Origin of the sequence: Phenylobacterium sp. LH3H17 (assembly GCF_024298925.1) — a bacterium.
In the GTDB taxonomy this organism is placed as follows: domain Bacteria; phylum Pseudomonadota; class Alphaproteobacteria; order Caulobacterales; family Caulobacteraceae; genus Phenylobacterium.
The window spans coordinates 852763-878862 of sequence record NZ_CP101283.1; the positions used below are offsets into that span (position 1 = coordinate 852763).

Consider the following 26100-nt stretch of genomic DNA (forward strand, 5'->3'; position numbering starts at 1 on the left):
GTCAGTCCACGATGAACAGCTGGGCGCCGGCGGCGGAAGAGGAGCGGTGCGCCGGGTCGCCGAAATCCGAGACCCGATAGCTCATGCCGGCGGTGAGTTTGAAACGGCGGCCGTCCTTGAGTTCGGTGTCGAGTTCGCCGTCGATGACGAAGAGGATGTGCCCACGGTCGCACCAGTGGTCGGCCAGATAGCCGGGGCTGTAGTCCACGCGGCGAATCCGGACATCGCCCATGGTCAGGGTCCGCCAGGTGGCGTGACCGGTCTCGCCGGGGTGCTGGACGGGTTCGATCGCCGACCAGTCGGTGGTGGCGAAGGCGCTGGTCGGCAGCTGCATCAGCTCAGCCCCGTGGCCGGGTTCGGCGCCGCATAGGGACTGAAGCCGTAGTGCTCCAGCCAGCGGACGTCGCTGGCGAACATGTCGCGCAGGTCGGGCATGCCGTATTTCAGCACCCCCAGCCGGTCGACGCCGCAGCCGAAGGCGAAACCCTGCCAGACGTCGGGATCGAGACCGACATTGCGCAGCACGTTGGGATGAACCATTCCGCAGCCGAGGATCTCCAGCCAGTCGGAGCCCTGGCCGATCTTCACCTCACCGCCGGAGCGGTCGCACTGGACGTCCATCTCGGCGCTGGGCTCGGTGAACGGGAAGTGGTGCGGACGGAAGCGGGTGACCACGTCCGGGGTCTCGAAGAACCGGCCGAGGAAGGTCTCGAGCGTCCACTTCAGGTGGCCCATGTGGATGGCGCGGTCGATGACCAGACCCTCGATCTGGTGGAACATCGGGGTGTGGGTCTGGTCCGAGTCCTTGCGGAAGGTCCGGCCAGGCACGATGACGCGGATCGGCGGCTCCTGGCCGTTGGCCACCCAGGAGGGGAGCTGCTCGTTGACCCGGTGCATGACGCGCACCTGGACGGGGCTGGTATGGGTGCGCAGCACCTTGCGCTCGCCGTTCGCGTCCTCGGGCAGGAAGAACGTGTCGTGCATCTCCCGCGCCGGGTGCTTGGGCGGGAAGTTGAGCGCCGTGAAGTTGTTGAAGTCGGTCTCGATGTCCGGCCCCTCGGCCACCGAGAAGCCCATCTCGGCGAAGACGGCGATCATCTCGTCCATCACCTGCATGGTGGGGTGGACGCTGCCCTTGCGCCGCGGCGGGGCGGGCAGGGTGAGGTCGACCCGCTCAGCGGCGAGCTTGGCGTCCAGCTCGGCGGCCTCCAGGCCGGCCTTGCGCGCGGCGATGGCGGACTGCACGCGGTCGCGCAGGCCGTTGATCAACGGCCCGCGTTCGCGGCGCTCGTCGGGGCTCATCGAGCCCAGGGACTTGAGCAGCTCGGAGATCGAGCCGGACTTTCCGAGGGCGGCGACGCGGATGGTTTCGAGGGCCTGGAGGTCGGACGCGCCGGCGACGGCGGCCGAGAGCTCGGCTTCCAATTGGGTGAGATCGGTCATGACACGGCTGCTTTAGAGGGAGCGTCGAGTTGCGGGAAGAGGGCAGCAAAAAGCCCTCCGGCGGATCACGCCGAAGGGCTCTTGAATGCTTGCGGAGCCGAAGCTCCCAAACGACCTCAAGCCAGCGCGGCGTGAACCTTGTCGGCGATGGCCTTGAAGCCGATCGGGTCGTTGCCCGCGATATCCGCGAGGACCTTGCGGTCGATTTCGATCCCGGCCAGATCCAGGCCGTGGATAAATCGGGCGTAGGTCAGGCCCTCGATGCGGGCCGCGGCGTTGATCCGCTGGATCCACAGGGAGCGGAAGTTGCGCTTGCGGACCTTGCGGTCGCGGTAGGCGTACTGGCCGGCCTTGTCCACCGCGGCCTTGGCCGTGCGGATGGTGTTCTTGCGGCGGCCGTAGAAGCCCTTGGCCTGCTCAAGGACCTTCTTGTGTTTGGCGTGGGCGGTGACGCCCCTTTTAACGCGAGCCATCTGTCAGCGCTCCTCTTACAATCCGTAGGGCAGGTAGGATTTGATCGTCTTCGAGTCCGAAGCGCTCATCACCTTGGTGCCGCGATTTTGACGGATGTACTTGGCGCTGTGGCTGATCAGCCGGTGGCGCTTGCCCGCGACGCCGGCCTTGATCTTGCCGGTCGCGGTCAGTTTGAAGCGCTTCTTCGCGCCTGACTTGGTCTTCAGTTTGGGCATTTCACTTGCGGTACCCTAAGGGCCCGTCCTCTGGCGTATTGATGAGCCGCCCTGGCATGCCTTTTGGCCAGACGACTCCGAAGAGCGGGGCAAATACGCGAAAGGGTGAGGGAAGGCAAGGGTTTGGTGTCCTTGCGTTCGCCGCCGGACGGCATGGGTTATAGAGGCCTGGCACGCGGGAGCGACCTTTCGATGAGTTCCGATCGTTCGAAAAGCCTGCTGGGCGCCTTCAGGGCGCGACCACGCCTGATGGGGGCCTTCCTCTTCGGCCTCGTGGTGGGTCTCGCTTGCGGCGCGGCGCCCGCCGGCCCGGACCCGGTCACCGCCGGGGTCATCGGCTGGACGGCCACCTGCCTCAGCTTCATCGCGGCCAGCCTGCACATGATGTGGGGCGCGCCCCCAGCCCGGATTCGCGCTGTGGCGGCCACCCAGGATCAGGGCCAGGCGGTGATCCTGGGGTTAGTGATCCTCGCCACCGCCGCCAGCATCGGGGTGATCGCCGCCGAACTCTCGGCCGCCAGCGCCGAGTCGGGGCTGATGAAGGGGCTGCGGGTGGCCCTGGTGTTCGCCACCGTGGCGGCGTCCTGGTTCCTGGTGCAGATCGTCTTCGCCCTGCACTACGCCCACGAGTTCTACGCCCCGGACGACAGGGCCGGGGCGGACGCCGGCGGCTTGCTGTTCCCGGGCGGCGAGGCCCCCGACTACTGGGATTTCCTGCATTTCTCGCTGGTGATCGGCGTGGCGTGCCAGACGGCGGACATCGCTTTCACCTCGAAGGCCCTGCGACGGGTCGGCGGCCTGCATGGCCTTGTGGCCTTCGTCTTCAACACGGTGGTGGTGGCCCTGACCATCAACCTGCTGGCCGGGCTCTTCGCCCGCTAGGGACGTGGGACCCGCCTCAGCACCTGGAAGGCCAGGACCAGGGCCGGCAGGATCAGGATGCAGCCGAGCGCGAAGGGCGCGCCGGGCGAGACCAGCGAGAACAGCTGCCCCGCATAGATCGGCCCGCCGATCCGGGCGAGCGCGTTGTTGGACATGTTGAGGCCCAGCATCTCGCCCTGCCGGTCGGGCGGGGTGGCGATGGAAATCAGGCCCACAAGGTTCGGAAAGCAGATCGACTGGCCGAAACCGACGATAGCCAGGCCCAGCACCGCCATCGGCCAGGCGAAGGACGCGAACTGCACGAACATGCCGATGAACATCAGGGTCAGGCCCGCGATCAGCACCCGGGCCTCGCCGAACCGCCGGACCAGGATCGAGGTGCCCATCCCCTGGGCGAAGGCGCCGATCACCCCGATCACCATGAAGGCCAGGCCGATCTCGCGCGGCCCCCAGCCGAAGCGAGCCTCGGTCCACAGGCCGTAGGTCGCCTCGATGCCCGCGAAGCCCGAGACGATGACGAACGAGATGATCATCACCCGCGAGATGATCGGATGGCCGAAGGCCTCGCGCAGGGCCGGCGGGCGGCCGTGGGGGCGGGCCTCGCCCGTGGGCGGCCGGGTCTCCTTCACGAACAGGAAGACGCCCAGCGCCGAGGCCAGGCCGAAACCCGCCGCGGCGAACAGTGGGATATGGAAGCCGATGGGCCCGAGTTCCGGCTGGGCCAGCAGGCCGCCCAGGGCCGGGCCGGTCATGAAGCCCAGCGAAAATGCCGAGCCCATCACCCCCATGCGGCCGGCGCGTTGGGCGGGCGGGGTGATGTCGGCCATGCAGCCCTGCAGGGTCGAGATGTTGCCCGAGAACACCCCGCTGGCGAACCGGGCGAGGAAGGCCAGCCAGATGGTCGGGGCGAAGGCCAGGGCCACGTAGCAGAGCGCCGCGGTGGCGATGGTGACGATCAGCACCGGCCGACGCCCGATGCGGTCCGACAGCCGTCCCCAGAAGGGCTCGCCCAGGAACTGGCCAAAGGAGAAGGCCGAGAACAGCAGAGCGACCTGCCACGGCGGCGCGTCCAGGGCCTTGCCGAAGAAGGGCAGCAGCGGGATCACCAGGCCGAAGCCCGCGATGTTGAGGAAGGTCACCGACAGCAGGATGAACAGGGCGCGGCGATCCTGCGGCGGCGCCGCCGGGCCCTGGCTCATTCCTGCCGCTCCGTGCGGGCCGCGGCGACCCGCCGGCTGGCCGCCAGGGCCAGGAAGATGGCCGGCGCGACCACCAGGGCGCCCATGATGAACGGGCCGTCGATCGCCATCGGGAAGATAAGTCCCGCGCAGAAGGGGCCGACCACCCGGGCCAGGGCGCCGGTGGCGTTGTTGAGTCCCAGGATCTGTCCCTGGCGGTGCGGGTCGGCGGTTTGAGAGATCATCGAGCCGACATTGGGCCAGGCGACGGACTGTCCGACGGCGGTGAGGCACATGAGGGCGATCGTGACGCCGCCGCCGGGCGACATGGTCTGGCCGGCGGCCGAGAGCACGGTGATCCCCATGCCAAGAGCCAGCATCCGGCCCTCCCCGAACCGCTCGGAAAGCCGCCCGGTGACGAACATCTGGGTCACGGCGGCGGAGACGCCGACGAAGGCGAAGCAGACCCCGATCTCGCGCGGCCCCCACTCGAACTTCGCCTGGGCCCAGAGGCCGAAGGTGCTCTCGATGCCGGTGAAGGCGAAGCCCACCAGGAAGGTCAACAGCATCAGCCGACCGATGATCGGGTGGCGGATCACATCGCCGATGGCCGACCAGCGGCTTGGCCGGTGGGTGATGGTCTGCTCGCGGGTCTTGCTCTCGCGGATGAACACCATGATGCCGATGACGCAGAGCGCCGCCAGGCCCGAGGCCATGAACAGCGGCAGTCGGAAGCCGACGGGACCCGCGTCCGGGTGGGCGAATATCCCGCCCACCATCGGACCGAAGATCAGCCCCACGTTCCAGGCCGCGCCCTGGTAGGACAGCAGCCGCGTCCGTTTCTCCGGCGGGGTGACGTCGGCGATATAGCCCTGGATCACCGCCCCGTTGCCGGCCGCCAGCCCGCCCAGCAGCCGGATGGCGAAGGCCGCCCAGATATTGGGTGCGAAGGCGAGCGCCAGGTAGCAGAGGCAGTTGCCGGTGATGGTCGAGATCAGGAGCGGCTTGCGGCCGTACTTGTCCGACAGCCGGCCCCAGAACGGCTCGCCGAAGAACGCCCCCACCGAATAGGCCGAGAAGATCAGCGCGATCTGCCAGGGCGGGGCTTCGAACGACTTGGCGTAGAAGGGCAGCAACGGGACGATGATCCCGAAGCCCAGCATATTGATGAAGATGACGGCGATGAGAGACGGCGCCGCCATCGAGGACGGCGGCGACGCCCCCTGCGGCGCGGTGTCGGACATGTGATCGGTGTTAAGGGGAGCCGCGCCCTGCGGCAAGCCCGACCGCCCAGGTCGGACTTCCGCGAAACGATCAGGCGGTGGCGGGAACCTCGTTCAGCGACTCGCCGAGCCGGTCGATCAGCCAGTTGGTGCCGTGTTCGCGCTGGCCGACATTGTCGTGACCGTCGAGGAAGGCGCCCATCTCGGTGACCACCATGCGGGTTCCGGCCCCGTGCTTGTGGAACTCGATGGTGGCGACGGAGACCGAGATCCGCACCTCGTCCATGTCCATGTAGTAGGCGTAGACGATGCGCTCGTTGGGCACGATCTCGCGATAGTCGACGGCGAAGGTGTAGAGCGCCCCGCCTTCCGAGTCCCTGCCCTTGCTGTACTCCCGCCCGCCCTCGCGGAAGTCGAACTCGTAGCCGGCCTCTTCCGCGGCGGGGAACCACAGCGCTTTGAGCTTGGGATCGGCCCAGGCCGCGAAGGTCCGGGCGGGCGTGGCCGTATAGGTGCGTTCCACGACGAAGGTGGCGTGGACGACGGAACGTTGGGTCATGGGTCTCTCCAGGGGTCTGTCGGGGCGGCGAGATGCTCGCCGAGCCGTTCGAGGGTGCGCGCCACGCTCGCCTGACGCGCGATGATCCATCGGCCGGTCACGAGCAGTCCAGCCGGATCGATCCAGCAATCCCGCAGGCGGCCGACCTTCGCGGAGCGGACGAGTCCGCTGGTCTCCAGGACCCGTAGGTGTTGGCCGATCGCCGAAAGCGACATGGCCAGCGGTCGGGCGAGTTCGCTGACCGTGGCCGGTCCGCGGCTCAACTGCTCCACCATGGCGCGCCGGACGGGATCGGCCAGGGCCTGGAATGCGAGATCAAGCGAGGTCGCGTGCTGTAGCATGTACTTAAGTATCGACCGATCGCGCGATGGTCAAGTCATGACTTAAGTATTTTCTCTGAATGGCTAGGTCGTAGACGGGACGGCCAAGGCGGCGCCTTCAGGTCTTGGGTTCTTCGCTCTCGGCCAGGAAGTCGCCCAGCCGGTCCAGGCGCTTCTCCCAGGATGTGCGGCGCGCATTGATCCACTGCTCGGCCAGTTGCAGCCGGTCCGGCTGGATCGTGCAGGTGCGCACCCGGCCGACCTTCTCCGACTTCACCAGTCCGCTGGCTTCCAGCACCGCCAGGTGCTGGACCACAGCCGACAGGGTCATGTCCAACGGCTGGGCCAGTTCGCTGACCGAGGCGGGGCCGCGGCTCAAGCGCTCGATCATGTTGCGCCGGCCCGGATCGGACAGGGCCTGGAACATCAGGTCGAGGGATTGGTTTCCTTGGTTTAGCATGCCCTAAAGTATTGATTCGCATCGCGGCTGGCAAGCGGCCAAGAAAAAGCGGCCGCCCTGGAAGGACGGCCGCTGGTTCTGTCTCGTGGAGGGCGCGGTTAGCGCGGAGCCAGGATCATGATCATCTGGCGGCCTTCCATACGGGGCTCGTACTCGACCTTGGCCACCGGCTCGAAGTCGGCCTTCACCTTTTGCAGCAGCTTCATGCCCAGTTCGGGGTGGGCGAGCTCGCGACCACGGAAGCGCAGGGTCACCTTCACCTTATCGCCTTCTTCGAAGAAGCGGTGCATCGAGCGCTGCTTCACCTCGTAGTCGTGGATGTCGATGTTCGGTCGCAGCTTGATCTCTTTGATCTCTACGACCTTCTGCCGCTTGCGCGCCTCGTTCTTCTTCTTCTGCTCCTGGAACTTGAACTTGCCGTAGTCCAGGATCTTGCAGACGGGCGGATCGGCGTTCGGAACGATCTCGACGAGGTCGAGACCTGCTTCCTGCGCGGCCTCCATGGCCGACGAGGTGGGCATCACGCCCTGCTTCTCGCCGTGCTGATCGATCAGCAGGACCTTGGGGACGCGGATGTCTTCATTGATACGCGGCCCGTCTTTGACGGGCGGCGACTGCATGGGGCGGCGAATAGGCTTTCGCTCCTAGGGCTGTTTCAACGCGAAACGCGCCCGGCGCGAGAGGGCGCCGGTCGTTCCAGCCAGTATATGACGAAGGGAGTCCCCCCAATCAAGCGCGGCTAGGCAGATGGCGTCAGTGCGTTGACGGCCTGTAGGACCTGGGACACAGCCAGATCGGCCAGGTTCTGGGACTGCAGCACGGTCACGTGGCCCCGCGGGGCCGAAAGCGCCGGGTTCGAGGCGCTGGAGAAAAGCACGATGGTGGCCGCTCCGGTGGCCGCCGCCAGGTGCAGCGGGCCGGTGTCGTTGCCCACCACCAGGGCCGCGCGGGCGCCCAGGGCGGCGATCCGTGCGAAGTCGGTGCGCCCGGTCAGGTCGCGGGCCTGGCCGACCGACTTCTGGATCTGGCGGGCGAGCGCGCTCTCCTGCGGGCCGCCGATGATGACGATGTCGAAGCCGCGGTCGTAGAGGCTCTTGCCGAGCTGGGCGAAACGCTCGGCCGGCCAGCGCTTGTCCAGCCGGTGCTCCGAACCGCCGGGCACGAAGATCACGTAGGGCCGCGGCCTCACTCCGCCGGGGACCGGACGCTCCTGGCGGGCGTTGCGCACCACCCAGGAAAGGTCCGGCGGCGGGGCGCTGCCGGGCTCGGTCGGGGCGTCGGGCCAGATGCCGGCCGACTTGAGCTGGTCGGCCTGGCGCTCCAGTGTGTGCATCGAATTGCGCCGCCGGTTCTTGTGCGGCAGCGAGCAGCCCAGCGCGATCCCCGACCACTCGGGCGGAAAGGGGCGCAGCAGGTGGAAGATGCGGGCCGACTGGGCCGAGGTCTGCAGGTCGTAGACGCGGTCGTAGCGCGCCGCCTTCAGTCGGCGGCGCAGCTGCAGCCAGGCGCTGGGCCCCTCCGGCCGGCCGTCGGTCTCCACCCGATTGAAATAAGGGCAGGACTTGGCCAGCGCCTCGAAGGGCGGGGTGGTCAGCAGGGTGATGCGCGCCTTGGGGTGGGCCTCGCGGATCTTCTTCATCGCGGCCAGCGCCAGGATGAAGTCGCCCAGGGCCGAGAGCTTGATCACCAGGACGTTGCGGATGTCGCGGCTCACGGGGCGCGCGCCGCCAGCACGCGTTCGTAGGCCTCGAGGGTGGCCTGGCACATGGCGTCGACCGAATAGAGCCGGCGGGCGCGGTTGGCCGCGGCCTGGCCCATGGCGGCAAGGCGGCCGGGTCCGAGATCGGCGGCCTTGGCCATGGCGGTCGCCCAGGCGTCGGGATCGTCCACCTTGACCAGCCAGCCGGTCTCGCCCGAGAGCACGGTCTCGGTGGTGCCGCCATGGTCGGAGGCCAGGACCGGCTTGCCCATCACCTGCGGCTCGACCGCCGTGCGCCCGAAGGACTCCGGCTTGGTGGTGGGCAGCATGGCGATGTCGCAGACCTGGTACGCGGCCGGCATGTCGTCGCAGTGGCCGACGACCAGGACTTCACGCTCCAGGCCGTGGGCGGCGATCGCGGACATGATCTCCAGCCGGTAGTCGGTGCGGCCCTGGTCGTCGCCGGCGAAGATGATGACGAAATCCTTGCGGCCCTGCGCCTTCAGCCGGGCGGCGGCCTCGACGATCATCAGGTGGCCCTTGATCCGGGTCAGGCGGCCGGCCAGCAGCAGCTTCACCCGCCGGTCCCCCGGGACGATCCCCCAGGCCCGGCGCAGGGCCTCGACCCGTTCGGGGGTCACCCAGCTGGGATTGAACCGCTCCAGGTCGATGCCGCGCGGGATCGAGACGATCCGGGCCGGGTCGAGCTGATGCTCGGACAGCACGTGGTCGCGGGTGTAGTCGGAATTGGCGATCACCAGGTCGCCGCGGGTCATCACCGCGTTGTACCAGCGCTTGAGCCCGCTCTTGGCGTTGTAGACCCCGTGATAGGTGGCCACGAACGGCGTCTTGGTGGCCTGGGCCGCCCACAGGGCCGAGAAGGCCGGCGCGCGCGAACGGGCGTGGACGATGGAGACCTTCTCCTTGCGGATCAGGTCCACCAGCCGCGCGGCGTTGCCCAGCATCACCAGCGGATTCTTGGTCTGGACCGGCATCTGGGCCAGGCGTCCGCCGTCGGCTTCCAGTCGCGAAGCCATGCGCCCGCCGCGCGTCGCGACCAGGGCCTTGCCGCCGGCGCGCACGACCGCGTGGGCCACATCGATGGTGGTCTGTTCGGCCCCGCCGGTTTCGAGCTCGGGGACAACCTGCAATAGGGTGAAGTCTGGGGGCAGCGTCACGCCGCCTTGCATAGCGTAAGCCCACGTTTGGTAAAGGCCCGCGCGGCGTTCGCGCCGTCACATCCTTGCGTTATGAGAACACCATGACCGAGACAGCCGGATTCCTGGAGCGGCCCGACGGGGCGAGGATCGCCTGGCGCCGCGTCGCCGGGGCCGGACCGACCGTGGTCTGGCTGGGCGGCTTCAAGTCCGACATGGCCGGGACCAAGGCGCAGGCCCTGGCCGACTGGGCCCTGGCCCTCGGCCGCGCCTATGTGCGGTTCGACTATTTCGGCCATGGCGAGTCCGACGGCGACTTCGCCCAGGGGACCATCACCCGCTGGCGAGAGGACGCGCTGGCGGTGCTGGACGAGCTTGCGCCCGGCCCGGCGGTTCTGGTCGGCTCCTCCATGGGCGGCTGGATCGCCTGCCTGGTGGCCGCCGCCGCGCCGGAGCACGTGAAGGCGATGGTGCTGATCGCCCCGGCGCCCGACTTCACCGAGAAGCTGATGGGCCCGGAGATCACCGCCGCCGGCCGCGCTGAGCTCAAGGCCACCGGCGTCTGGATGCGGCCGTCGGACTACGGCGACCCCTATCCGATCACCGCGACCCTCCTGGAGGACGGCGCGCGCTGGTCGATCCTGCCGGGCCCCGTGAACGTCGACGCCCCGGTTCGCATCCTGCAGGGCGGCGAGGATCCCGACGTGCCCTGGCGCCACGCCCTGGAACTGGCCCAGGCGATCCGCGGCCACGACGTGGTGTTCAGCCTGATCAAGGACGGGGACCACCGGCTGTCGCGACCCCGGGACATCGCCCGGCTGATCGCCGCCGTGGAGGACGTCGCGTGACCGAACCCCCCGTCCTGCCGAGCTTCTGGGCCGCGGCGCGGGTCTGGGCGCGGATCGGCCTGCTGAGCTTCGGCGGCCCGGCCGGCCAGATCGCCCTGATGCACAAGGTGCTGGTCGAGGAACGCGGCTGGATCGGCGAGCGGCGGTTCCTGCACGCGCTCAACTACTGCATGCTGCTGCCCGGCCCCGAGGCCCAGCAGCTCGCCACCTATGTCGGCTGGCTGATGCACCGCACGGCGGGCGGCCTGCTGGCGGGGATATTCTTCGTCCTGCCTGGGGCGGTTGTGATGCTGGCCTTGAGCATCCTCTACGTCGTCTATGGCGCGACCCCGGTGGCCGAGGGCCTGTTCCTGGGCGTGAAGTGCGCGGTGCTGGCCATCGTGACCGAGGCGGTGCTGCGTGTGGGCCGTCGGGCCCTGAAGTCGCGCGCGGCCCTGGCCGTGGCCGTGGCGGCCTTCCTGGGCCTGTTCGTCCTGAACGTGCCGTTTCCGCTGGTGGTGGCGCTCGCCGCGGCCCTGGGATGGGCGGCGCCGGGCCTGTTCGGCGGCGGTGCGAACGGCCACGACATCGACCACGAAACGCCGGGGCTGGTGGACCGGATCATCGCCCGGGGCGAGGCGCCCCACCTGGTCCCGTCCCGCGGCCGGGCCCTGCGGGTGGCGGCGATCTGGCTGCCGATCTGGCTGGCGCCCGTCGCCGTGCTGTTCGCGCTGTTCGGCGAGGCCAGCGTCTGGACCAAGATCGCCGGCTTCTTCTCGACCATGGGCGTGGTGACCTTCGGGGGCGCCTATGCGGTCCTGACCTATGTGGCCCAGGCCGCCGTCGACGGCTTCGGCTGGCTGAGCCCCGGCGAGATGGCCGACGGCCTGGGGCTGGCGGAGACCACGCCCGGGCCGCTGATCATGGTCCTGCAATTCGTGGGTTTCCTGGCCGCCTATCGCAATGCGGGCGGGCTGGACCCTCTGCTGGCCGGCTGTCTGGGAGCGCTGCTCACCACCTGGGTCACCTTCGCGCCGAGCTTCCTGTGGATCTTCGTGGGCGCGCCCTACGCCGAGGCGCTTCGCGGCCATCAGGCGGCCGGCGCGGCGCTTGCGGCGATCAGCGCCGCTGTCGTGGGGGTGATCGCCAACCTCGCCGTCTGGTTCGCCCTGCACGTCCTCTTCCGGCGGGTCGTGGAGCTTGGGGGCGTCGACCTCCCGGACCTCGCCAGCCTCGACTGGCGCGCGGCGGTGCTCACCGTGGCGGCGATGCTGGCCATGCTGCGGTTCGAGCTGGGCCTGGTCCCGACGCTCATGGCCTGCGCCCTGGGCGGCCTCGCGCTGAGCGCGGTGGCGGGGGTCTAGATGCTCCCCCTCTGGGGGAGCTGTCAGCGAAGCTGACTGAGGGGGACTTTGACCCTGGCTTGTGGGCTTCAGCCCCCTCCGTCACGTCGCCGAAGAGGGCGACGCGCCACCTCCCCCAGAAGGGGAGGATCTGGGGCTCGGTCAGCCGCCGGCCGCAAGGATCGCCGCCAGGCCCTCGCGGTAGGTCGGATAGAGCGGTCGCCAGCCGAGCTCGGCCTTGGCCCGCGCATTGGCCACGCGCTTGCTCTCGGCGTAGAAGCGCCGCGCCTGGGGTGTCATGGCCTCCAGGTCGAGGGGCTCCTCCGGCGGCGGCTCCATCCCGAGCAGCCGCGCGGCATAGGCCACGACCTCGCTGTTGGGCGCGGGCTCGTCGTCGCAGAGGTTGTAGACGCCGCCCGCCCGCGGCCGGGCCATCGACGCGTCCAGGCCCGCGGCCAGGTCGTCCACATGGATGCGGCTGAACACCTGGCCCGGGGCGGCGACGCGCCGGGCCCTGCCCTCGCGCAGGCGGTCGAAGGCCGACCGGCCGGGGCCGTAGATGCCGGGCAGCCGATGAACGGTCACCGTCAGACCCATGCCGCGGCCCACTTCCAGCCAGTCGCGCTCGGCGCCGACCCGGCGGGCGCCCTCGGTGGACTGGGCGGCCAGGCGGCTGTCCTCGAACACCCAGCCCCCCTTGCGGTCGCCATAGACCCCCGTGGTGGACAGATAGCCGATCCAGTCGGGGAAGGCCTCGGCGCGGGCCAGGGCCGGAACCAGGACCTGCAGGGCCGGGCAGCCCTCCGGACCAGGCGGGGCGGCGATCAGTATGGCCTGGGTCCTGGCAAGGTGCTCGGCCACGCCGCCGATGTCGTCGGCGGCGACCGGGTCGACGCCCTGGGCGGTCATCGCCTGGGCGGCCTCGGGCCTGCGAAAGGTCGCCGAGATGTTCCAGCCCTGCGGCTGGAGCCTGCGGGTGAGCGCCTGGGCCGCGAAACCGTAGCCGTAGATGAACAGCCGCAACGGGCCGGCCTAGAGCAGGGCCGTGATCGCGGCGCGGGCGGCCTCGCCCAGGTCGGGACGGGCGAGCGCGAAGGCGACATTGGCCCGCAACAGGCCGATCTTGTCGCCGCAGTCATAGGTGACGCCGTCATATTCCAGGGCGTGGAACGGCTGGGACTTCATCAGCTCGGCCATGGAATCGGTGAGCTGGATCTCCCCGCCCGCGCCCTTGCCCTGGCGTTCCAGCAGCTCGAAAATCTCCGGCTGCAGGATATAGCGGCCCGAGATGATCAGGTTCGAGGGCGCGGTCCCGACGGGCGGCTTCTCCACCATGCCGGTCATGCGGTTGAGACGCCCCTCGCGGCCGTCCAGGGCGACGATGCCGTACTTGTGGGTCTCGCTGTCGGGCACGGCCTCGACCACCACGATATTGCCGCCGACCTTGTCGTGGGCGGCCACGGCCTGGGCCAGGGCCGGGGTCTGGGCGGCCATCAGCATGTCGGGCAGGATGACGGCGAAGGGCTCGTCGCCGATGACGTCGCGGGCGCACCAGACCGCGTGGCCCAGCCCCAGCGGCGCCATCTGGCGCACGAAGCTCATGGAGCCGGGTTGCAGGATGTCGCGGCGGACCTCGGCCAGGACGTCGTGCTTGCCCTTGGCCTCCAGCGCGCCCTCGATCTCGGGATTGCCGTCGAAATAGTCCTCGATGGCGCCCTGGCCGCGGCTGGTGATGAACACGAAGTGCTCGATGCCGGCGGCGCGGGCCTCCTCGACCACATAGGAGAGGATCGGGCGGTCGAAGACGTTCAGCAGGTTCTTCGGCGTGGCCCGGGCCACGGGGAGCACCCGCGTGCCCAATCCGGCCACCGGCAACACCGCCTTGCGCACACGTCTGGTCATGCAGGCCCTCCAGTCACAGCCCCTCGGACTAGCCGAGCGCGGGCGTTAAATCCACCGGGGGGAGTTACTCGACCGTCACCGACTTGGCGAGATTCCGCGGCTGGTCGACGTCGGCGCCCTTCTGGACGGCGACGTAATAAGCCAGGAGCTGGATGGGGGCGGACATCACCAGCGGTGCGATCAGCGGATCGCACTTGGGCGCGGTGACCACCACCTTGGCCCCGGCGGGCGCGTGCCTGGCCCCGTCGGGGTCGGTGATGAAGATCACCTGACCGCCCCGCGCCATGACCTCGCTCATGTTCGACGCAGACTTCTCGAAATAGCTGTCGAAAGGGGCGAGGATGACGATGGGCGTCGCCTCGTCCACCAGGGCGATCGGCCCGTGCTTCAGCTCGCCGGCGGCATAGCCCTCGGCGTGGATATAGCTGATTTCCTTCAGCTTCAACGCGCCTTCCAGGGCAAGGGGATACATGGGGCCGCGACCCAGATAGAGCACGTCGCGCGCCTTGGAGACCTCCAACGCGATGTTGCGGACAGCCTCCTCGAGATTGATCGACTCCGCCATCAGGCGGGGCGCTTCGAGCAGCACCCGGACGAGCCGGTTCTCTTCCGCCGCGTCGATCCGGCCGCGCGCCCGGGCCGCGGCGACGGCCAGGGTCGTGAGGAGACTGACCTGGGCGGTGAAGGCCTTGGTCGAGGCCACGCCGATCTCGGGGCCGCAGTGGATCGGCCAGACTACGTCGGCCTCGCGGGCGATGGTCGACTGGACGGCGTTGACCAGGGCGGCGCTCTTCATCCCCGCGGCCTTGCAGTGGCGCAGGGCGGCCAGGGTGTCGGCGGTCTCGCCCGACTGCGAGATCGCGATGGCCAGGGACTGGGCGCTGATCGCGGGGTTGCGGTAGCGGAACTCAGAGGCGATCTCGACGTCCACGGGCAGGCCGGCGAGTTGCTCGATCATGTACTTGCCCAGCAAGCCGGCGATGTAGGCCGTGCCGCAGGCCACGATCTGGATCCGGTCCAGCTTGGTGAAATCGATGTCGCCGGGAATCGTCGTGGTGTCGGAGAGGGCGTCCACATAGGCGGCGATGGTCCGCTGGCACCCTTCCGGCTGGTCATGGATCTCCTTTTCCATGAAGTGCCGGTAGTTGCCTTTCTCCACCAGGGCCGCAGAGGCCGAGACGACCTGGGTCTTGCGTTCGACCGCCTTGCCGGTCTCGTCGAAGATACGGGCCGTGGCGTGGTCGATGGCGACGTAGTCGCCCTCTTCCAGATAGGCGATCTTGTTGGTGAAGGGCCCGACGGCGAGCGCATCGGAGCCGATGAACATCTCGCCTTCGCCGTAGCCGACCACCAGCGGGCTTCCGCGCCGCGCGCCCATGACCAGTTCGTCCTCGCCCTCGATCAGCACCGCCAGGGCATAGGCGCCGGTCAGCCGGTCCAGGGTGGCCTTCAGGGCCGCCAGCGGCTCCAGGCCCTTGTCCAGCTCGGAGTCCAGCAGCTGGGCGATGACCTCGGTGTCGGTCTGGCTTTCGAAGACGCGGCCTTGCGCCTCCAGCTCGCGCTTCAGCTCGGCGAAGTTCTCGATGATGCCGTTGTGCACCAGGCTGACCCGGCCCGACTTGTGCGGGTGGGCGTTGGCTTCCGAGGGCGCGCCGTGGGTGGCCCAGCGGGTGTGGCCGATCCCGACCGTGGCGTTCAGCGGCGCGTCGGCCAGGACGTCCTCCAGGGCGCGGATCTTGCCCTTGGCCCGGCGGCGCTGGAGCTTGCCGTCCACCATCCCGGCCACCCCGGCGCTGTCATAGCCGCGGTATTCCAGACGCTTCAGGCTGTCGATCAGCCGCTCCTGGACAGAGGAATTCCCAACGATGCCGATGATGCCGCACATGGTGGCTTCACATCCTTTGTCGAAACGCGCGCAGGTCGATAGTCTTCAACGCAGAGCCGCCTTTAGCATTCGCAAACGCGGCGTCGATTAAATCTGGGTTTCGGATCGTTTCGCGGCCCAATCGAGCACCATGAGAACCCCATGAGCAAGCGCGCCTATTTCGGCACCGACGGCATCCGCGGCCTGGCCAACAGCCATCCCATGACCGCCGAGGTCGCGCTGCGCGTGGGCCTGGCGGCGGGCAAGCTGTTCATGTCCCAGGACGACCGCCGGCACATGGTGGTGATCGGCAAGGACACCCGGCTCTCGGGCTACATGGTCGAGCCCGCCCTGGTGGCCGGGTTCGCCAGCGTCGGCATGGACGTGCGCCTGCTGGGGCCGATGCCGACCCCGGGCGTGGCGATGATGACCCGCTCCCTGCGCGCCGACCTGGGCGTGATGATCTCGGCATCGCACAACCCCTATACCGACAACGGCATCAAGCTGTTCGGCCCGGACGGCTACAAGCTGTCGGACGCCCGCGAGCTGGAGATCGAGGCTCTGATGGACCAGGGCCTGGCCGACGGCCTGGCCGCCCCCACCAAGCTGGGCCGCGTCGCCCGCGTCGACGACAGCCAGGCGCGCTACGTCGAGATCGCCAAGGCCACCTTCCCGCGCCGGCTGAGCCTGGCGGGCCTGCGGATCGTCATCGATTGCGCCAATGGCGCCGCCTACAAGGTGGCGCCCGTGGTGCTGTACGAACTGGGCGCCGAGGTCGTGAAGATCGGGGTCGATCCCAACGGGACCAATATCAACGAGGAGTGCGGCTCCACCCATCCCGAGGCCATGGTCCGGGCGGTGAAGGAGTTCCGCGCCGACATCGGCATCGCGCTCGACGGCGACGCCGACCGCCTGGTGATCTGCGACGAGAAGGGCCGCGTGGTCGACGGCGACCAGATCATGGCCATCATCGCCGACGCCTGGGCGAAGACGGACCGTCTGACCGGGGGCGGTGTGGTCGCTACGGTGATGTCGAACCTGGGCCTTGAGCGCTATCTCAACGCGCGCAGCCTGACGCTGGAGCGCACCGCCGTGGGCGACCGCGCCGTGATGGTCCGCATGCGCGAGGGAGGCTTCAACCTGGGCGGTGAGCAGTCGGGCCACATGATAATGTCCGACTTCTCCACGACTGGCGACGGCCTGCTGGCGGCCCTGCAGGTGCTGGCGGTGCTGAAGGAGAGCGGCCAGCCCATGAGCATGCTGGCACACCAGTTCGAGCCGGTTCCGCAGAAGCTGGAGAACGTCCGCTTCTCGGGCGGCAAGCCGCTGGAGACCGACCAGGTCAAGGAGGTCATCGCCGAGGCCGAGCTGCGCCTGAACGGCACGGGCCGGATCCTGGTCCGCGCTTCGGGCACCGAGCCGCTGATCCGGGTCATGGCCGAGGGCGACGACGAGAAGCTGGTCAGCCAGGTGGTCAGGGAAATCGTCGGTGCGGTGAAGAAGGCCGCGGCCTGAACAAACCACCGCTCATCCCGGCGAAGGCCGGGACCCAGATCGTAAGGCTGGGACTCGACGGGAAATCCACAAGCGCAGCGGCTGAAACTGGGTCCCGGCCTCCGCCGGGATGAGCGGATGCGAGGATGGCCGGGGCTGGTCTTTCGGACATGGGGAGAAGACACTTTCGCCATGTGGGCGATTCCCACCGGTGTCTGGAGTCGAGTGATGCCCGATCTCGAAGCGTTCATCCGCGGCCTGCCCAAGGCGGAACTCCACCTGCATATCGAGGGCAGCCTTGAGCCCGAGCAGATGTTCGAGTTCGCCCGGCGCAACGGGATCGAACTGCCCTTCGCCGATGTGGAGGCGGTGCGCGCGGCCTACGCCTTCTCCAACCTGCAGGACTTCCTGGACATCTACTATCAAGGCGCCCGGGTGCTGTTGACCGAGCGCGATTTCCACGATCTGGCCCTGGCCTATTTCCGCCGGGTGGCCGAGGACGGCGCCACCCACGCCGAGATCTTCTTCGATCCCCAGACCCATACCGAGCGGGGCGTCGCCTTCGCCACCGTGGCTGAAGGCCTGCTGGCGGCCATGGAGGAGGCCAGGACGACGCTCGGCGTCACCTCCAAGCTGATCCTCTGCTTCCTGCGCCACCTGTCCGAGGAAGCCGCCTTCGAGACCCTGAACCAGGCGCGGCCCTATCTGGACCGCATCGCCGGGGTGGGACTGGACTCATCGGAGCTGGGACATCCGCCCTCGAAATTCGCCCGGGTCTTCGCCGCCGCCCGCGAGCAGGGCCTGAAGCTCGTGGCCCATGCCGGCGAGGAGGGGCCGCCGGAGTATGTCCGCGAGGCGCTCGACCTGCTGCGCGTCGACCGCATCGACCACGGCAACCGCTCGCTTGAGGACGCCGACCTGGTGAAGCGTCTGGTCGCCGAGGCCGTGCCGCTCACGGTCTGCCCGCTCTCGAACCTGAAGCTCTGCGTGGTGGATGAGCTTCCGTCCCACCCTCTGAAGCGGATGCTTCGCCTGGGCCTCAAGGCCACGATCAATTCCGATGACCCGGCCTATTTCGGCGGCTATCTGGCCGAGAACTGGATCTCCACCGCCCATGCCCTGGGTCTTACCCGCGACGAGCTGGTGACCCTGGCCCGCAACAGCTTCACCGGCTCGTTCCTGACGCCCGGCGAGATCGAGAGCCGCCTCGTCGAGGTCGACCTCTACGCGGCGGCCCACGCCCCGGCCTAGCGAGAGGGGGCGTCGCCCGCCTCCAGCGCCAGCAGGGCGAAGGTGGCCAGCCAGTGCTCGCCCATATAGTCGCCGGCGACGTGGGCCAGGCCCGCGGCGAGATGCTGGTCGGCGGCGGCCAGCGCCATGGCGCGGACCGGATCGGCGGCGTCCAGGGATCCGGCGATCGACCGCCAGCACCAGGCGCGGCTGAGGCAGAGTCCGTCCAGGTGGGCGATCTTGCCGTCGGTGCGATCGCTGACCGTGGGCGGGGTGAAGAGGGTGGCGGGCGCGCGATCAGCGGCGTCGGGCAGGAAGCGCGCGAACCAGATCCGGAAGTCGGTGGCCGGCAGGATGCGGCGCAGGCACTCGGCCTCGACCAGGGTCGGGGAGAGGAAGTCGTCGCCGCTAGGCTCCCAGGCCGGGGCGCCGGCGTCGGCCAGGTACCAGCCCCTGGCGGTGGCCGCGATCAGCCGGTCGAGCTCGTCGTCGCCGACCTGCGCGGCGTAGTCCGACGCCAGCGAGAGCGCGAAGGCGGTGTTGCCGTGGGCCCCCGTGCGGATCGGATAGGTGGCCAGCGGCAGGAAGGCTTTGAACCGGTCGGCGAAGGCCCGGGCCAGCGGGCGCAGGTTCGGACCCCAGGCCGCGTCGTGCCGTTCCAGCTCCGCCCCCAGCATCAACAGCCAGGCCCAGCCATAGGGCCGCTCGAAGCCGCGGCTGGTCGGGCGCGCCAGATAGGCCAGCTCGCCGGCCGCCTTGTCGAGGGTCAGGTTGGCGTCGAACAGGGCGCGGATCTCGGCGGCGGGCGCCATGTCCGGGAACCGCCGCAGCAGCCGGGCCAGCAGCCAGTAGCCGTGGACGCAGGAGTGCCAGTCAAAGCTGCCGTGGAAGATCGGGTGCAGCACCCGGGGCGCCAGTACGTCCTCGTCGCCGGCCATCACATGGTCGAGCTTGTAGGGATAGGGCTTGGTGACGTGGCCCAGCGCCAGCCGCGCGAACTTCGCGGCGAGGTCGGGGGTGAGCTCAGAAGCGGAAGACGAGGACATACATCAGGGCCGTGTTGGCGAGCAGCAGGAGGAGGGCGGTGGGGACCTGGGCCTTGATGACCCCGTTGCGGTCGGTGAGCTCTAGTAGGGCGGCGGGGACGATGTTGAAGTTGGCCGCCATGGGGGTCATCAGGGTTCCGCAGAACCCCGACAGCATGCCGATGGCGCCCATGATCGCCGGGTCGCCGCCGAAGCGGACGACGATCAGCGGCAGGCCGATCCCGGCGGTCATCACCGGGAAGGCGGCGAAGGCGTTGCCCATGATCATGGTGAAGATCGCCATGCCGAAGGTGTAGGCGGCCACCGCCGCGAGCTGACTCCCGTCCGGCAGCCACTCCGAAGCCAGGGCGCCGATGGCGGTCCCGACCCCGGCGGCGGCGAAGACGGCGCCCAGGGCCGCCAGCATCTGCGGCAGGACGGCGGCCCAGCCGACCGTGTCGAGCAGGCGGCGGCCCTCCTGCAGCGGCGTGACCGGCCTGGCGCGCAGCATCGGCATGGCGATCGCCAGCGCCACGAAGACCCCCAGGATCAGCGAAACCAGGGTGGCCTGTTTCGGATCGACCAGGCTGGCCAGTTCCGGCCGCTTGAAGAGGAAGGTCCCGGCCAGCGCCGTGGCGGGGATGGCGAGCGCCGGCAGGAAGAGCCTGTTCCCCAAGCGCGCGGCGCTCTCGCGGCGCGCCTCGGGGCTGCTGGTGGCCGGGGCGCCTTGGCCCAGGCCGCCGAACCCGGCCACCGCCACCATGGCGATCACCAAGAGGCCGTTGACCAGGTCGGGCAGATGCGAACCGAACAGGAAGCAGACAGCGAACAGACCCCAGAACGCTGTATTTTTGAAACGCTTCGGATTGCTGGCGTCGCGGGCGCTGAGAACGGCTATGGCGGCGAAGAAGGCGCCGGCGATGACGTAGAGGAGCTCCAGTCCGATCATCGGGCATCCGCCAGGGTGCGGGCCAGGCGCCGGTCCAGCAGCATCAGCCGGGTCCCGTGGATGGCCAGGGCGCAGACGGCGGTCGGGATGGCCCAGACCGAAAGCTGCAGCGGCTCAACGATGATGCCGTTCTGCTCCAGGAAGCCCTTGATCAGCAGGATCGAGGCGATGGCGATGAAGATGTCCTCGCCGAAGAACAGCGCGATATTGTCGGCCGCCGCGGTGTGGGCGCGGATGGTCTGTCGGGTGTCGTCGGCCAACTGGCCGTAGCGGGTCTCGGCGGCGGCCTCGGCCATGGGCGCGATCAGCGGCCGGACCATCTGGGCGTGGCCGCCCAGGGAGGTCAGGCCCAGCGCCGCCGTCGCCTGGCGCAGGACGAAATAGAGCAGCAGCAGCCGGCCGACGGTCGCCGCCTGGATCGCGCCGATCAGGGTCTTGGCCCGTTCCTGCAGTCCGGCCCGCTCGAGCAGGCCGATGACCGGCAGCACCACCCAGACCACGCTGACATAGCGGTTCTCCTTGAAGGCCTTGCCGAAGGTCTCGACCACCTCCACAGGCCCCATCCCGCCCGCCACCCCGGTGACCAGGGCCGCCACGGTGACCACCAGCAGCGGATTGAGCCGGGCCATGAAGCCCACAACGACGATGACGATCCCGATCAGCGACAGCACGCGCGCGCTCCCCAAGTGCGGCCGAACTCTAACCGAGCCGGCCTGGCTTCATAGGCCTGAACTGGCGTCGCCTTTGGCGCGTATCTCCCGAGAGGCGACGCCACTATCCAAGCCGGATGATTTGTGACAGCCTCGTAATGTTCGCACCGCTCGACCGGCGCGACTTTAGAAACGAACTGGGAGTGAAACATGTCGCGACACCCCGCCATGGGGCGCTCGTCGCGAGGCCAGACGAAGAGCATGAGCTCTATCGCCTGCCTTGCCTTCGTCGGCGTTATGGGCGTTGCCTTCTGGGCCGGCGCCGTATGGATCGCCAACACCCTCATCCATTTGCTGTCGTAACGGCTTGCGCTCAACGCCGGGGGAAGGCGTTGCGCTTGCGGATGATGGAGAATTCGAGGCTGGAAGCCGCCACGGCGTCGCTGAGCGGCCAGAAATCCTGCAACACCCGAACTTCGGCCCCCGCCTCGAGCAGGGTCCGGATCAGGTCCGTCCCCACCCGTTCGGCGAGCGGGATCACGGCCTCGCGCGATATCCAGTAACCGGCCTCGCCCAGGGCCAGGTCGAACGTTTCAACCGGCATCTCATAGACGCGCAGGGTGCAGGCCTTCACCCGCTCCAGCCAGGCCGCCTCGAAGGCCACCACCCGCCGCGCGCCCGTCAGGAAGCGCTCGGCGTCGGCCTCGGTGGTCTTGGGTCCCCGGCCATAGGTGATGCGCGGGCAGTCGCGGGGCAGCAGATAATTGACCAGATGGTCCTCATCCACCGCCCAGACGCAGTCGCCCTCCACGCCGGAATCCGTCGAAGGCGGCGGCCGCGGGGCGAACCGCGCGATGCCGGCCTCCTCGCTGACGTGGAAGAGCCTAGGCACGCCCGATGCTGGCGTATTTGAAGCCCCGCGAGCGGACCTCGTCGGGCTTGTAGATATTGCGCAGGTCCACCAGCACGGGGGCCTTCATCAGCAGCTTCACCCGGTCGAGGTCCAGGGCGCGGAACTGGTCCCACTCGGTGATGATCACCAGGACGTCGGCATCGTGGGCCACGTCATAGGGATTGTCCTTGAAGTCCACGTCGCGCAAGAGCTGGCGCGCCTCGTGGCCGCTCTCGGGATCGAAGGCCTGGACGCGGGCGCCCATGGCCTGCAGGGCAGGGATGATGTCGAGGCTGGGGGCGTCGCGCATGTCGTCGGTATTGGGCTTGAAGGCCAGGCCCAGGACCCCGACCGTCTTGCCGGCCAGGTCGCCGGAGAGCGCGTCGGAAACCTTGCCGGCCATGTTCTTCTTGCGCTCGTCATTGACCTTGACCGTGGTCTCGATCAGCCGAACGGGCGAGCCGGCGTCGGTGGCGGTGCGCACCAGGGCGAGCGTGTCCTTCGGGAAGCAGGAGCCGCCGTATCCCGGGCCGGCGTTGAGGAACTTGTTGCCGATCCGCTTGTCCAGGCCGATGCCGCGGGCGACCTGCTGCACGTCGGCGCCCAGCGCCTCGCAGAGGTCGGCGATCTCGTTGATGAAGGTGATCTTCAGCGCCAGGAAGGCGTTGGCCGCGTACTTGATCAGCTCGCTGGTCCGCCGCGTGGTGAAGACGATCGGCGTCTCGTTCAAATAGAGCGGGCGGTAGAGCTCGGTCATCACCGCGCGGGCGCGCGGGTCGTCGGTGCCGACCACCACGCGGTCGGGGCGCTTGAAGTCCTCGATGGCCGCGCCCTCGCGCAGGAACTCCGGATTGGAGACCACCGCGAACTGTGCGTCGGGCCGGGCCTCGCGGATGATCTTCTCGATCTCGTCGCCGGTGCCGACCGGCACGGTGGACTTGGTGACGATGACGGTGAAGCCGTTCAACAGGCCGGCGATCTCCTTGGCCGCGGCATAGACATAGGAAAGGTCGGCATGCCCGTCGCCGCGCCGCGACGGCGTGCCCACGGCGATGAACACCGCGTCGGCCTTGTGGATCGCCTCGGCGGCCTCGGTGTCGAAGGACAGGCGCCCGGCCTTGACGTTCTGGGCGACCAGCAGGTCGAGGCCCGGTTCATAGATCGGGATGCCGCCGCCGCGCAGGCGCTCGATCTTGCTGGCGTCCTTGTCGATGCAGGTGACCGTGTGGCCGAAGTCGGCGAAACAGGCGCCGCTAACCAGGCCCACATAGCCGGTTCCGATCATCGCGACGTGCATGGACTATCCTCGATAAATGGGTTCGGCCGCCTTTCACCACGCCGCGACCGCACCCGCAATCACGACGCCGAACCAGAACGGCACATTCGTATCGCGGTGCAGCAAAAGCCGCGCCCAACGACGGTCCTGGGTCAGACTTCCTGGTTGTAGGCGCCGACCTGCGGCCGCTTGGCCAGGCGCGGCTTAACCTCTTCCCGGAACAGGGCGCGCATGTCGGCGTCCGACTGCGTGCTCTCCACCACCACCACGATCTCGGGCTTGTTGGACGAGGCGCGGACCAGGACCCAGGAGCCGTCCGCCAGCGCCACGCGGACGCCGTTGACGGTGATCACCTCGACGATCTTGCGGCCCAGGATCGTGCCGCCGGCCTTGGCCAAAGCCTCGTACTCGGCCACCACGTCCTCGACGACCTTGTACTTCACCTCGTCGGCGCAGTGGGGCGACATGGTGAGCGAGGTGTAGGCGATCGGCAGGGCGTCCTTCAGTTCCGACAGCTTCTTGTCCGGGTTGCGGTCCAGCATCGCCAGGATCGCCGCGGCCGCCGTCAGGCCGCAGTCGTAGCCGCGCCCGATGGGGTCGTTGAAGAAGAAGTGGCCGCTCTTCTCGAAGCCGGCCAGGGCGCCCAGCTCGGCGGTCTTGCGCTTGATGTAGCTGTGGCCGGTCTTCCAGTAGACGGTCTTGGCGCCGTTCTTCTTGAGCACCGGATCGGTGGCGAACAGGCCGGTCGACTTCACATCGACCACGAAGGTCGCGTCCTTGTGCAGCTCCGACAGGTCGCGGGCCAGCATCAGGCCGATCTTGTCGGCGAAGATCTCCTCGCCGGTGTTGTCCACCACGCCGCAGCGGTCGCCGTCGCCGTCGAAGCCCAGGGCCAGGTCGGCGCCGAATTCGCGCACCGCCTTGGCCATCTCCTGCAGCATCTCGTGGTCTTCGGGATTGGGGTTGTAGCGCGGGAAGTTCCAGTCGAGCTCGCAGTCCATCTCGACGACCACGGCCACGCCCATCCGGCGCAGGGCCTCGGCGGCGAAGGCGCCGGCCGTGCCGTTGCCGCAGGCGCAGACCACCTTAAGCGGGCGCTTGATGTTCACCCGGCTGGAGACGTCGGCGATGAAGCGTTCGGCGAAGCCTTGGACATGGGTCAGGGAGCCGCCGGCCTTGTACTGACCCAGGCCGCCCAGCACGATCTCCTTCAGCCGGCCCATCTCGTCGGGGCCGAAGGTCAGGGGCCGTTCCGCGCCCATCTTCACCCCGGTCCAGCCGTTCTCGTTGTGGCTGGCGGTGACCATGGCCACGCAGGGGGCGTCCAGTTCGAACTGGGCGAAGTAGGCGGTGGGGGACAGGGCCAGGCCGATGTCGACCACCTCGCAGCCGGCCGAGACCAGGCCGAGCGTCAGGGCCTGCTTGATCGATGTCGAGTAGGAGCGGTAGTCGTGGCCGACCACGATCTTGGTCTGACCCAGTTCCTGGATATAGGTCCCGAGGCCGACGCCCAGGGCCTCGATGCCCAGCAGGTTGATGTCCGGCCCCAGCATCCAGCGCGCGTCGTATTCGCGGAAGCCGGTGGCCTTCACCAGCGGCGTATTCTCGTACTCGATCGTATTGGGGATCAGGTCGGCGCGCGGAACGGGCAGCATCGGAACTCCATCGGATCGTGTCGGGCGTCGTGTTTAAAGGTGTTCCACCCTTAAGACTATCCGAACGCCGCCTATGAACTTCGCGATTGCGACATTGGTTACATCACACCGGCGCGAAGCAGGTCATGGACGTGCAGAATTCCCACCGGCCGGCCCTCGTCGACCACGAACAGGACGGTGACCGACGGCGGCGGATCGCTCATCAGGGCCAGGGCCTCGGAGGCGAGCATGCCGGGCGGCACGGTCTTTCTCGGACCAGGCGTCATCACTTCGCCCGCGGTATGGGTCACCAGGTCGTCGAAGTGACGGCGCAGGTCGCCGTCGGTGATCACTCCGACGAGCCGTCCGTCCGGGCCCTGCACGCCGACGATGCCCCAGGTCTTGCCGGTCATCACCATCAGGGCGTCGCGCATCGGGGTGTCGGGCGTCACCAGCGGCACCTGATCGGCGCCGTGCATCAGGTCGCCCACCGTGCGGAGCATTGCGCCCAGCTTGCCGCCGGGGTGGAAGGTCTTGAAGTCCTTGGCCGTGAAGCCGCGCCGCTCCAGCAGGGCCACGGCCAGCGCGTCGCCCAGGGCGATCTGCAAGGTGGTGGAGGTGGTCGGCGCATTGACCTCCGCGGTGGCCTCGGTCCCGTCGGCCAGCTCCAGGACCACGGTGGCGGCCCGCCCGAGCGCGCTGTCGAGCGAGGCGGTGATCGCGATCAACGGGATGTGGAAGCGGGTGGCGTAGGCCAGGATATCGGCCAGTTCGCGCACCTCGCCGGACTTCGAGAGCCCGAGGATCACGTCGTCGGGCCCGATCATGCCCAGGTCGCCGTGGCTGGCCTCGGTGGCGTGGACGAAGAAGGCCGGCTGGCCGGTGGAGGCGAAGGTGGCGGCGATCTTGCGCGCCACGTGGCCCGACTTGCCTATGCCGGTGCAGACGATCCGGCCCTTGGCCGAGCCCAGGATATCGACGGCGCGCACGAAGTCGGCGCCCAGCGCGTCGGCCTGCAGGCGCAGCGCGTCGGCCTCGGTGTTCAGCACGCGGCGGGCCACCGCGACGGCGTCGAAATTGCTCATCGGGCGGGGTCCGTCATTTGGTCGGCGAGATCGCCTGGGTCTGCAGGTCGGAGACGGCGGCTCGGGCCTGGCTCAGCCGCTGCTCAGAAGCCTCGGTCTCGCGCTTCATCGCCGCCTGCATTTCCGGCGTGCGCTGGATCGGCGGGCGGCCGAACGGTCCCCATGACCGGTCGCCCAGCCCCTGGGGCCAGACCATCGCCAGGGCGATCAGACCTAGGGCGAGCGCCGCGAGCGCCGGGAAGAACAGGCGATTGAGCATCGGCGCACATATAGACGGCGCTTAGACAAGGAGCCAGCGGGCCTTGACGCTGGCGGCCCT

Annotated in this window: 28 protein-coding genes; 5 read left to right on the plus strand and 23 right to left on the minus strand. The window is 68.8% G+C overall.

The annotated features are described in order from the left end of the window. Position 1: 1 nt before the first annotated feature. From M9M90_RS04170 to rpmI, 4 genes are all read right to left on the minus strand, one after another. Positions 2-334 (minus strand): DHCW motif cupin fold protein, encoded by a 333-nt coding sequence (locus M9M90_RS04170; protein ID WP_254835908.1) that lies wholly within the window; start codon positions 332-334, stop codon positions 2-4. Next, positions 334-1443, minus strand: coding sequence for a phenylalanine--tRNA ligase subunit alpha (gene pheS / locus M9M90_RS04175; RefSeq protein ID WP_254835909.1), 1110 nt, complete (start codon positions 1441-1443; stop codon positions 334-336). Before pheS ends, M9M90_RS04170 begins: the two co-directional genes overlap by 1 nt. A 116-nt stretch (positions 1444-1559) precedes the next feature. Next, the gene (gene rplT, locus M9M90_RS04180) at positions 1560-1916 is read right to left on the minus strand and encodes a 50S ribosomal protein L20 (RefSeq protein WP_254835910.1); all 357 of its coding nucleotides are present in this window, start codon (positions 1914-1916) and stop codon (positions 1560-1562) included. Between the two features lie 15 nt (positions 1917-1931). After that, positions 1932-2132: a 50S ribosomal protein L35 gene (gene rpmI, locus M9M90_RS04185; RefSeq protein ID WP_254835911.1), complete on the minus strand. Its 201-nt coding sequence runs from the start codon at positions 2130-2132 to the stop codon at positions 1932-1934. Between the two features lie 192 nt (positions 2133-2324). Here rpmI and M9M90_RS04190 point away from each other — a divergent pair, with 192 nt between their 5' ends. After that, entirely contained in the window at positions 2325-3014 is a 690-nt protein-coding gene (locus M9M90_RS04190) for a DUF1345 domain-containing protein (RefSeq protein ID WP_254835912.1), read from the plus strand. On the opposite strand, the gene M9M90_RS04195 is transcribed toward M9M90_RS04190, so the two are convergent. The 8 genes from M9M90_RS04195 to M9M90_RS04230 all read right to left on the minus strand — a co-directional run bounded on the left by M9M90_RS04195 (position 3011) and on the right by M9M90_RS04230 (position 9631). Further along, positions 3011-4213: an MFS transporter gene (locus M9M90_RS04195; RefSeq protein ID WP_254835913.1), complete on the minus strand. Its 1203-nt coding sequence runs from the start codon at positions 4211-4213 to the stop codon at positions 3011-3013. The genes M9M90_RS04190 and M9M90_RS04195 overlap by 4 nt on opposite strands. Continuing rightward, complete coding sequence (locus M9M90_RS04200; protein ID WP_254835914.1) at positions 4210-5436, minus strand: MFS transporter; 1227 nt, start codon at positions 5434-5436, stop codon at positions 4210-4212. Before M9M90_RS04200 ends, M9M90_RS04195 begins: the two co-directional genes overlap by 4 nt. 70 nt (positions 5437-5506) lie before the next feature. After that, entirely contained in the window at positions 5507-5974 is a 468-nt protein-coding gene (locus M9M90_RS04205; RefSeq protein WP_254835915.1) for an SRPBCC family protein, read from the minus strand. Next, on the minus strand, positions 5971-6315 hold the full coding sequence (locus M9M90_RS04210) for a helix-turn-helix transcriptional regulator (protein WP_254835916.1): 345 nt from the start codon (positions 6313-6315) through the stop codon (positions 5971-5973). The genes M9M90_RS04205 and M9M90_RS04210 overlap by 4 nt, the downstream gene beginning before the upstream one ends. A 97-nt stretch (positions 6316-6412) precedes the next feature. After that, complete coding sequence (locus M9M90_RS04215) at positions 6413-6754, minus strand: metalloregulator ArsR/SmtB family transcription factor (protein WP_254835917.1); 342 nt, start codon at positions 6752-6754, stop codon at positions 6413-6415. A gap of 98 nt (positions 6755-6852) precedes the next feature. After that, complete coding sequence (infC, locus tag M9M90_RS04220) at positions 6853-7374, minus strand: translation initiation factor IF-3 (protein ID WP_254835918.1); 522 nt, start codon at positions 7372-7374, stop codon at positions 6853-6855. A gap of 119 nt (positions 7375-7493) precedes the next feature. Further along, positions 7494-8468: a glycosyltransferase family 9 protein gene (locus tag M9M90_RS04225; RefSeq protein WP_254835919.1), complete on the minus strand. Its 975-nt coding sequence runs from the start codon at positions 8466-8468 to the stop codon at positions 7494-7496. Further along, positions 8465-9631 carry a glycosyltransferase family 4 protein gene (locus tag M9M90_RS04230; protein ID WP_254835920.1) on the minus strand — a complete coding sequence of 389 codons (1167 nt, stop codon included), beginning with the start codon at positions 9629-9631 and terminating at the stop codon, positions 8465-8467. The genes M9M90_RS04225 and M9M90_RS04230 overlap by 4 nt, the downstream gene beginning before the upstream one ends. 83 nt (positions 9632-9714) lie before the next feature. On the opposite strand from M9M90_RS04230, the gene M9M90_RS04235 reads away from it, so the two are divergent. Further along, positions 9715-10458, plus strand: a complete 744-nt coding sequence (locus M9M90_RS04235) for an alpha/beta fold hydrolase (RefSeq protein ID WP_254835921.1) — start codon at positions 9715-9717, stop codon at positions 10456-10458. Then, the gene (gene chrA, locus M9M90_RS04240) at positions 10455-11801 is read left to right on the plus strand and encodes a chromate efflux transporter (protein ID WP_254835922.1); all 1347 of its coding nucleotides are present in this window, start codon (positions 10455-10457) and stop codon (positions 11799-11801) included. The genes M9M90_RS04235 and chrA overlap by 4 nt, the downstream gene beginning before the upstream one ends. Before the next feature lie 141 nt (positions 11802-11942). Here the strand turns inward: chrA and M9M90_RS04245 are convergent, their stop codons facing one another. The 3 genes from M9M90_RS04245 to glmS form a co-directional block, all read right to left on the minus strand. Further along, a complete protein-coding gene (locus M9M90_RS04245) occupies positions 11943-12803 on the minus strand; it encodes an SDR family oxidoreductase (RefSeq protein WP_254835923.1) in 861 nt (286 codons plus the stop codon). Positions 12804-12812: 9 nt separating this feature from the next. Continuing rightward, complete coding sequence (locus M9M90_RS04250; protein WP_254835924.1) at positions 12813-13682, minus strand: UTP--glucose-1-phosphate uridylyltransferase; 870 nt, start codon at positions 13680-13682, stop codon at positions 12813-12815. A 64-nt stretch (positions 13683-13746) separates the two neighbouring features. After that, positions 13747-15567, minus strand: a complete 1821-nt coding sequence (gene glmS / locus M9M90_RS04255; protein WP_254835925.1) for a glutamine--fructose-6-phosphate transaminase (isomerizing) — start codon at positions 15565-15567, stop codon at positions 13747-13749. A 141-nt stretch (positions 15568-15708) separates the two neighbouring features. On the opposite strand from glmS, the gene glmM reads away from it, so the two are divergent. Then, a complete protein-coding gene (glmM, locus tag M9M90_RS04260; protein WP_254835926.1) occupies positions 15709-17061 on the plus strand; it encodes a phosphoglucosamine mutase in 1353 nt (450 codons plus the stop codon). A gap of 207 nt (positions 17062-17268) precedes the next feature. Next, complete coding sequence (locus tag M9M90_RS04265) at positions 17269-18291, plus strand: adenosine deaminase (RefSeq protein WP_254835927.1); 1023 nt, start codon at positions 17269-17271, stop codon at positions 18289-18291. Here M9M90_RS04265 and M9M90_RS04270 read toward each other — a convergent pair. The 8 genes from M9M90_RS04270 to M9M90_RS04305 form a co-directional block, all read right to left on the minus strand. Further along, positions 18288-19316: a DUF2891 domain-containing protein gene (locus tag M9M90_RS04270; RefSeq protein WP_254835928.1), complete on the minus strand. Its 1029-nt coding sequence runs from the start codon at positions 19314-19316 to the stop codon at positions 18288-18290. The two genes, M9M90_RS04265 and M9M90_RS04270, sit on opposite strands and share 4 nt — an antisense overlap. After that, positions 19294-20244, minus strand: coding sequence for a DUF979 domain-containing protein (locus M9M90_RS04275; protein ID WP_254835929.1), 951 nt, complete (start codon positions 20242-20244; stop codon positions 19294-19296). The genes M9M90_RS04270 and M9M90_RS04275 overlap by 23 nt, the downstream gene beginning before the upstream one ends. After that, complete coding sequence (locus M9M90_RS04280; protein WP_254835930.1) at positions 20241-20915, minus strand: DUF969 domain-containing protein; 675 nt, start codon at positions 20913-20915, stop codon at positions 20241-20243. Before M9M90_RS04280 ends, M9M90_RS04275 begins: the two co-directional genes overlap by 4 nt. Before the next feature lie 352 nt (positions 20916-21267). After that, entirely contained in the window at positions 21268-21786 is a 519-nt protein-coding gene (locus M9M90_RS04285; protein WP_254835931.1) for a DUF6886 family protein, read from the minus strand. Continuing rightward, positions 21779-23083 (minus strand): UDP-glucose/GDP-mannose dehydrogenase family protein, encoded by a 1305-nt coding sequence (locus M9M90_RS04290; RefSeq protein ID WP_254835932.1) that lies wholly within the window; start codon positions 23081-23083, stop codon positions 21779-21781. Before M9M90_RS04290 ends, M9M90_RS04285 begins: the two co-directional genes overlap by 8 nt. Before the next feature lie 131 nt (positions 23084-23214). Further along, positions 23215-24717 carry a phosphomannomutase/phosphoglucomutase gene (locus tag M9M90_RS04295; protein WP_254835933.1) on the minus strand — a complete coding sequence of 501 codons (1503 nt, stop codon included), beginning with the start codon at positions 24715-24717 and terminating at the stop codon, positions 23215-23217. Positions 24718-24815: 98 nt separating this feature from the next. Beyond that, the gene (locus tag M9M90_RS04300; protein WP_254835934.1) at positions 24816-25781 is read right to left on the minus strand and encodes an SIS domain-containing protein; all 966 of its coding nucleotides are present in this window, start codon (positions 25779-25781) and stop codon (positions 24816-24818) included. A gap of 13 nt (positions 25782-25794) precedes the next feature. Continuing rightward, positions 25795-26040, minus strand: coding sequence for a hypothetical protein (locus M9M90_RS04305; protein WP_254835935.1), 246 nt, complete (start codon positions 26038-26040; stop codon positions 25795-25797). Positions 26041-26100: the final 60 nt, after the last annotated feature.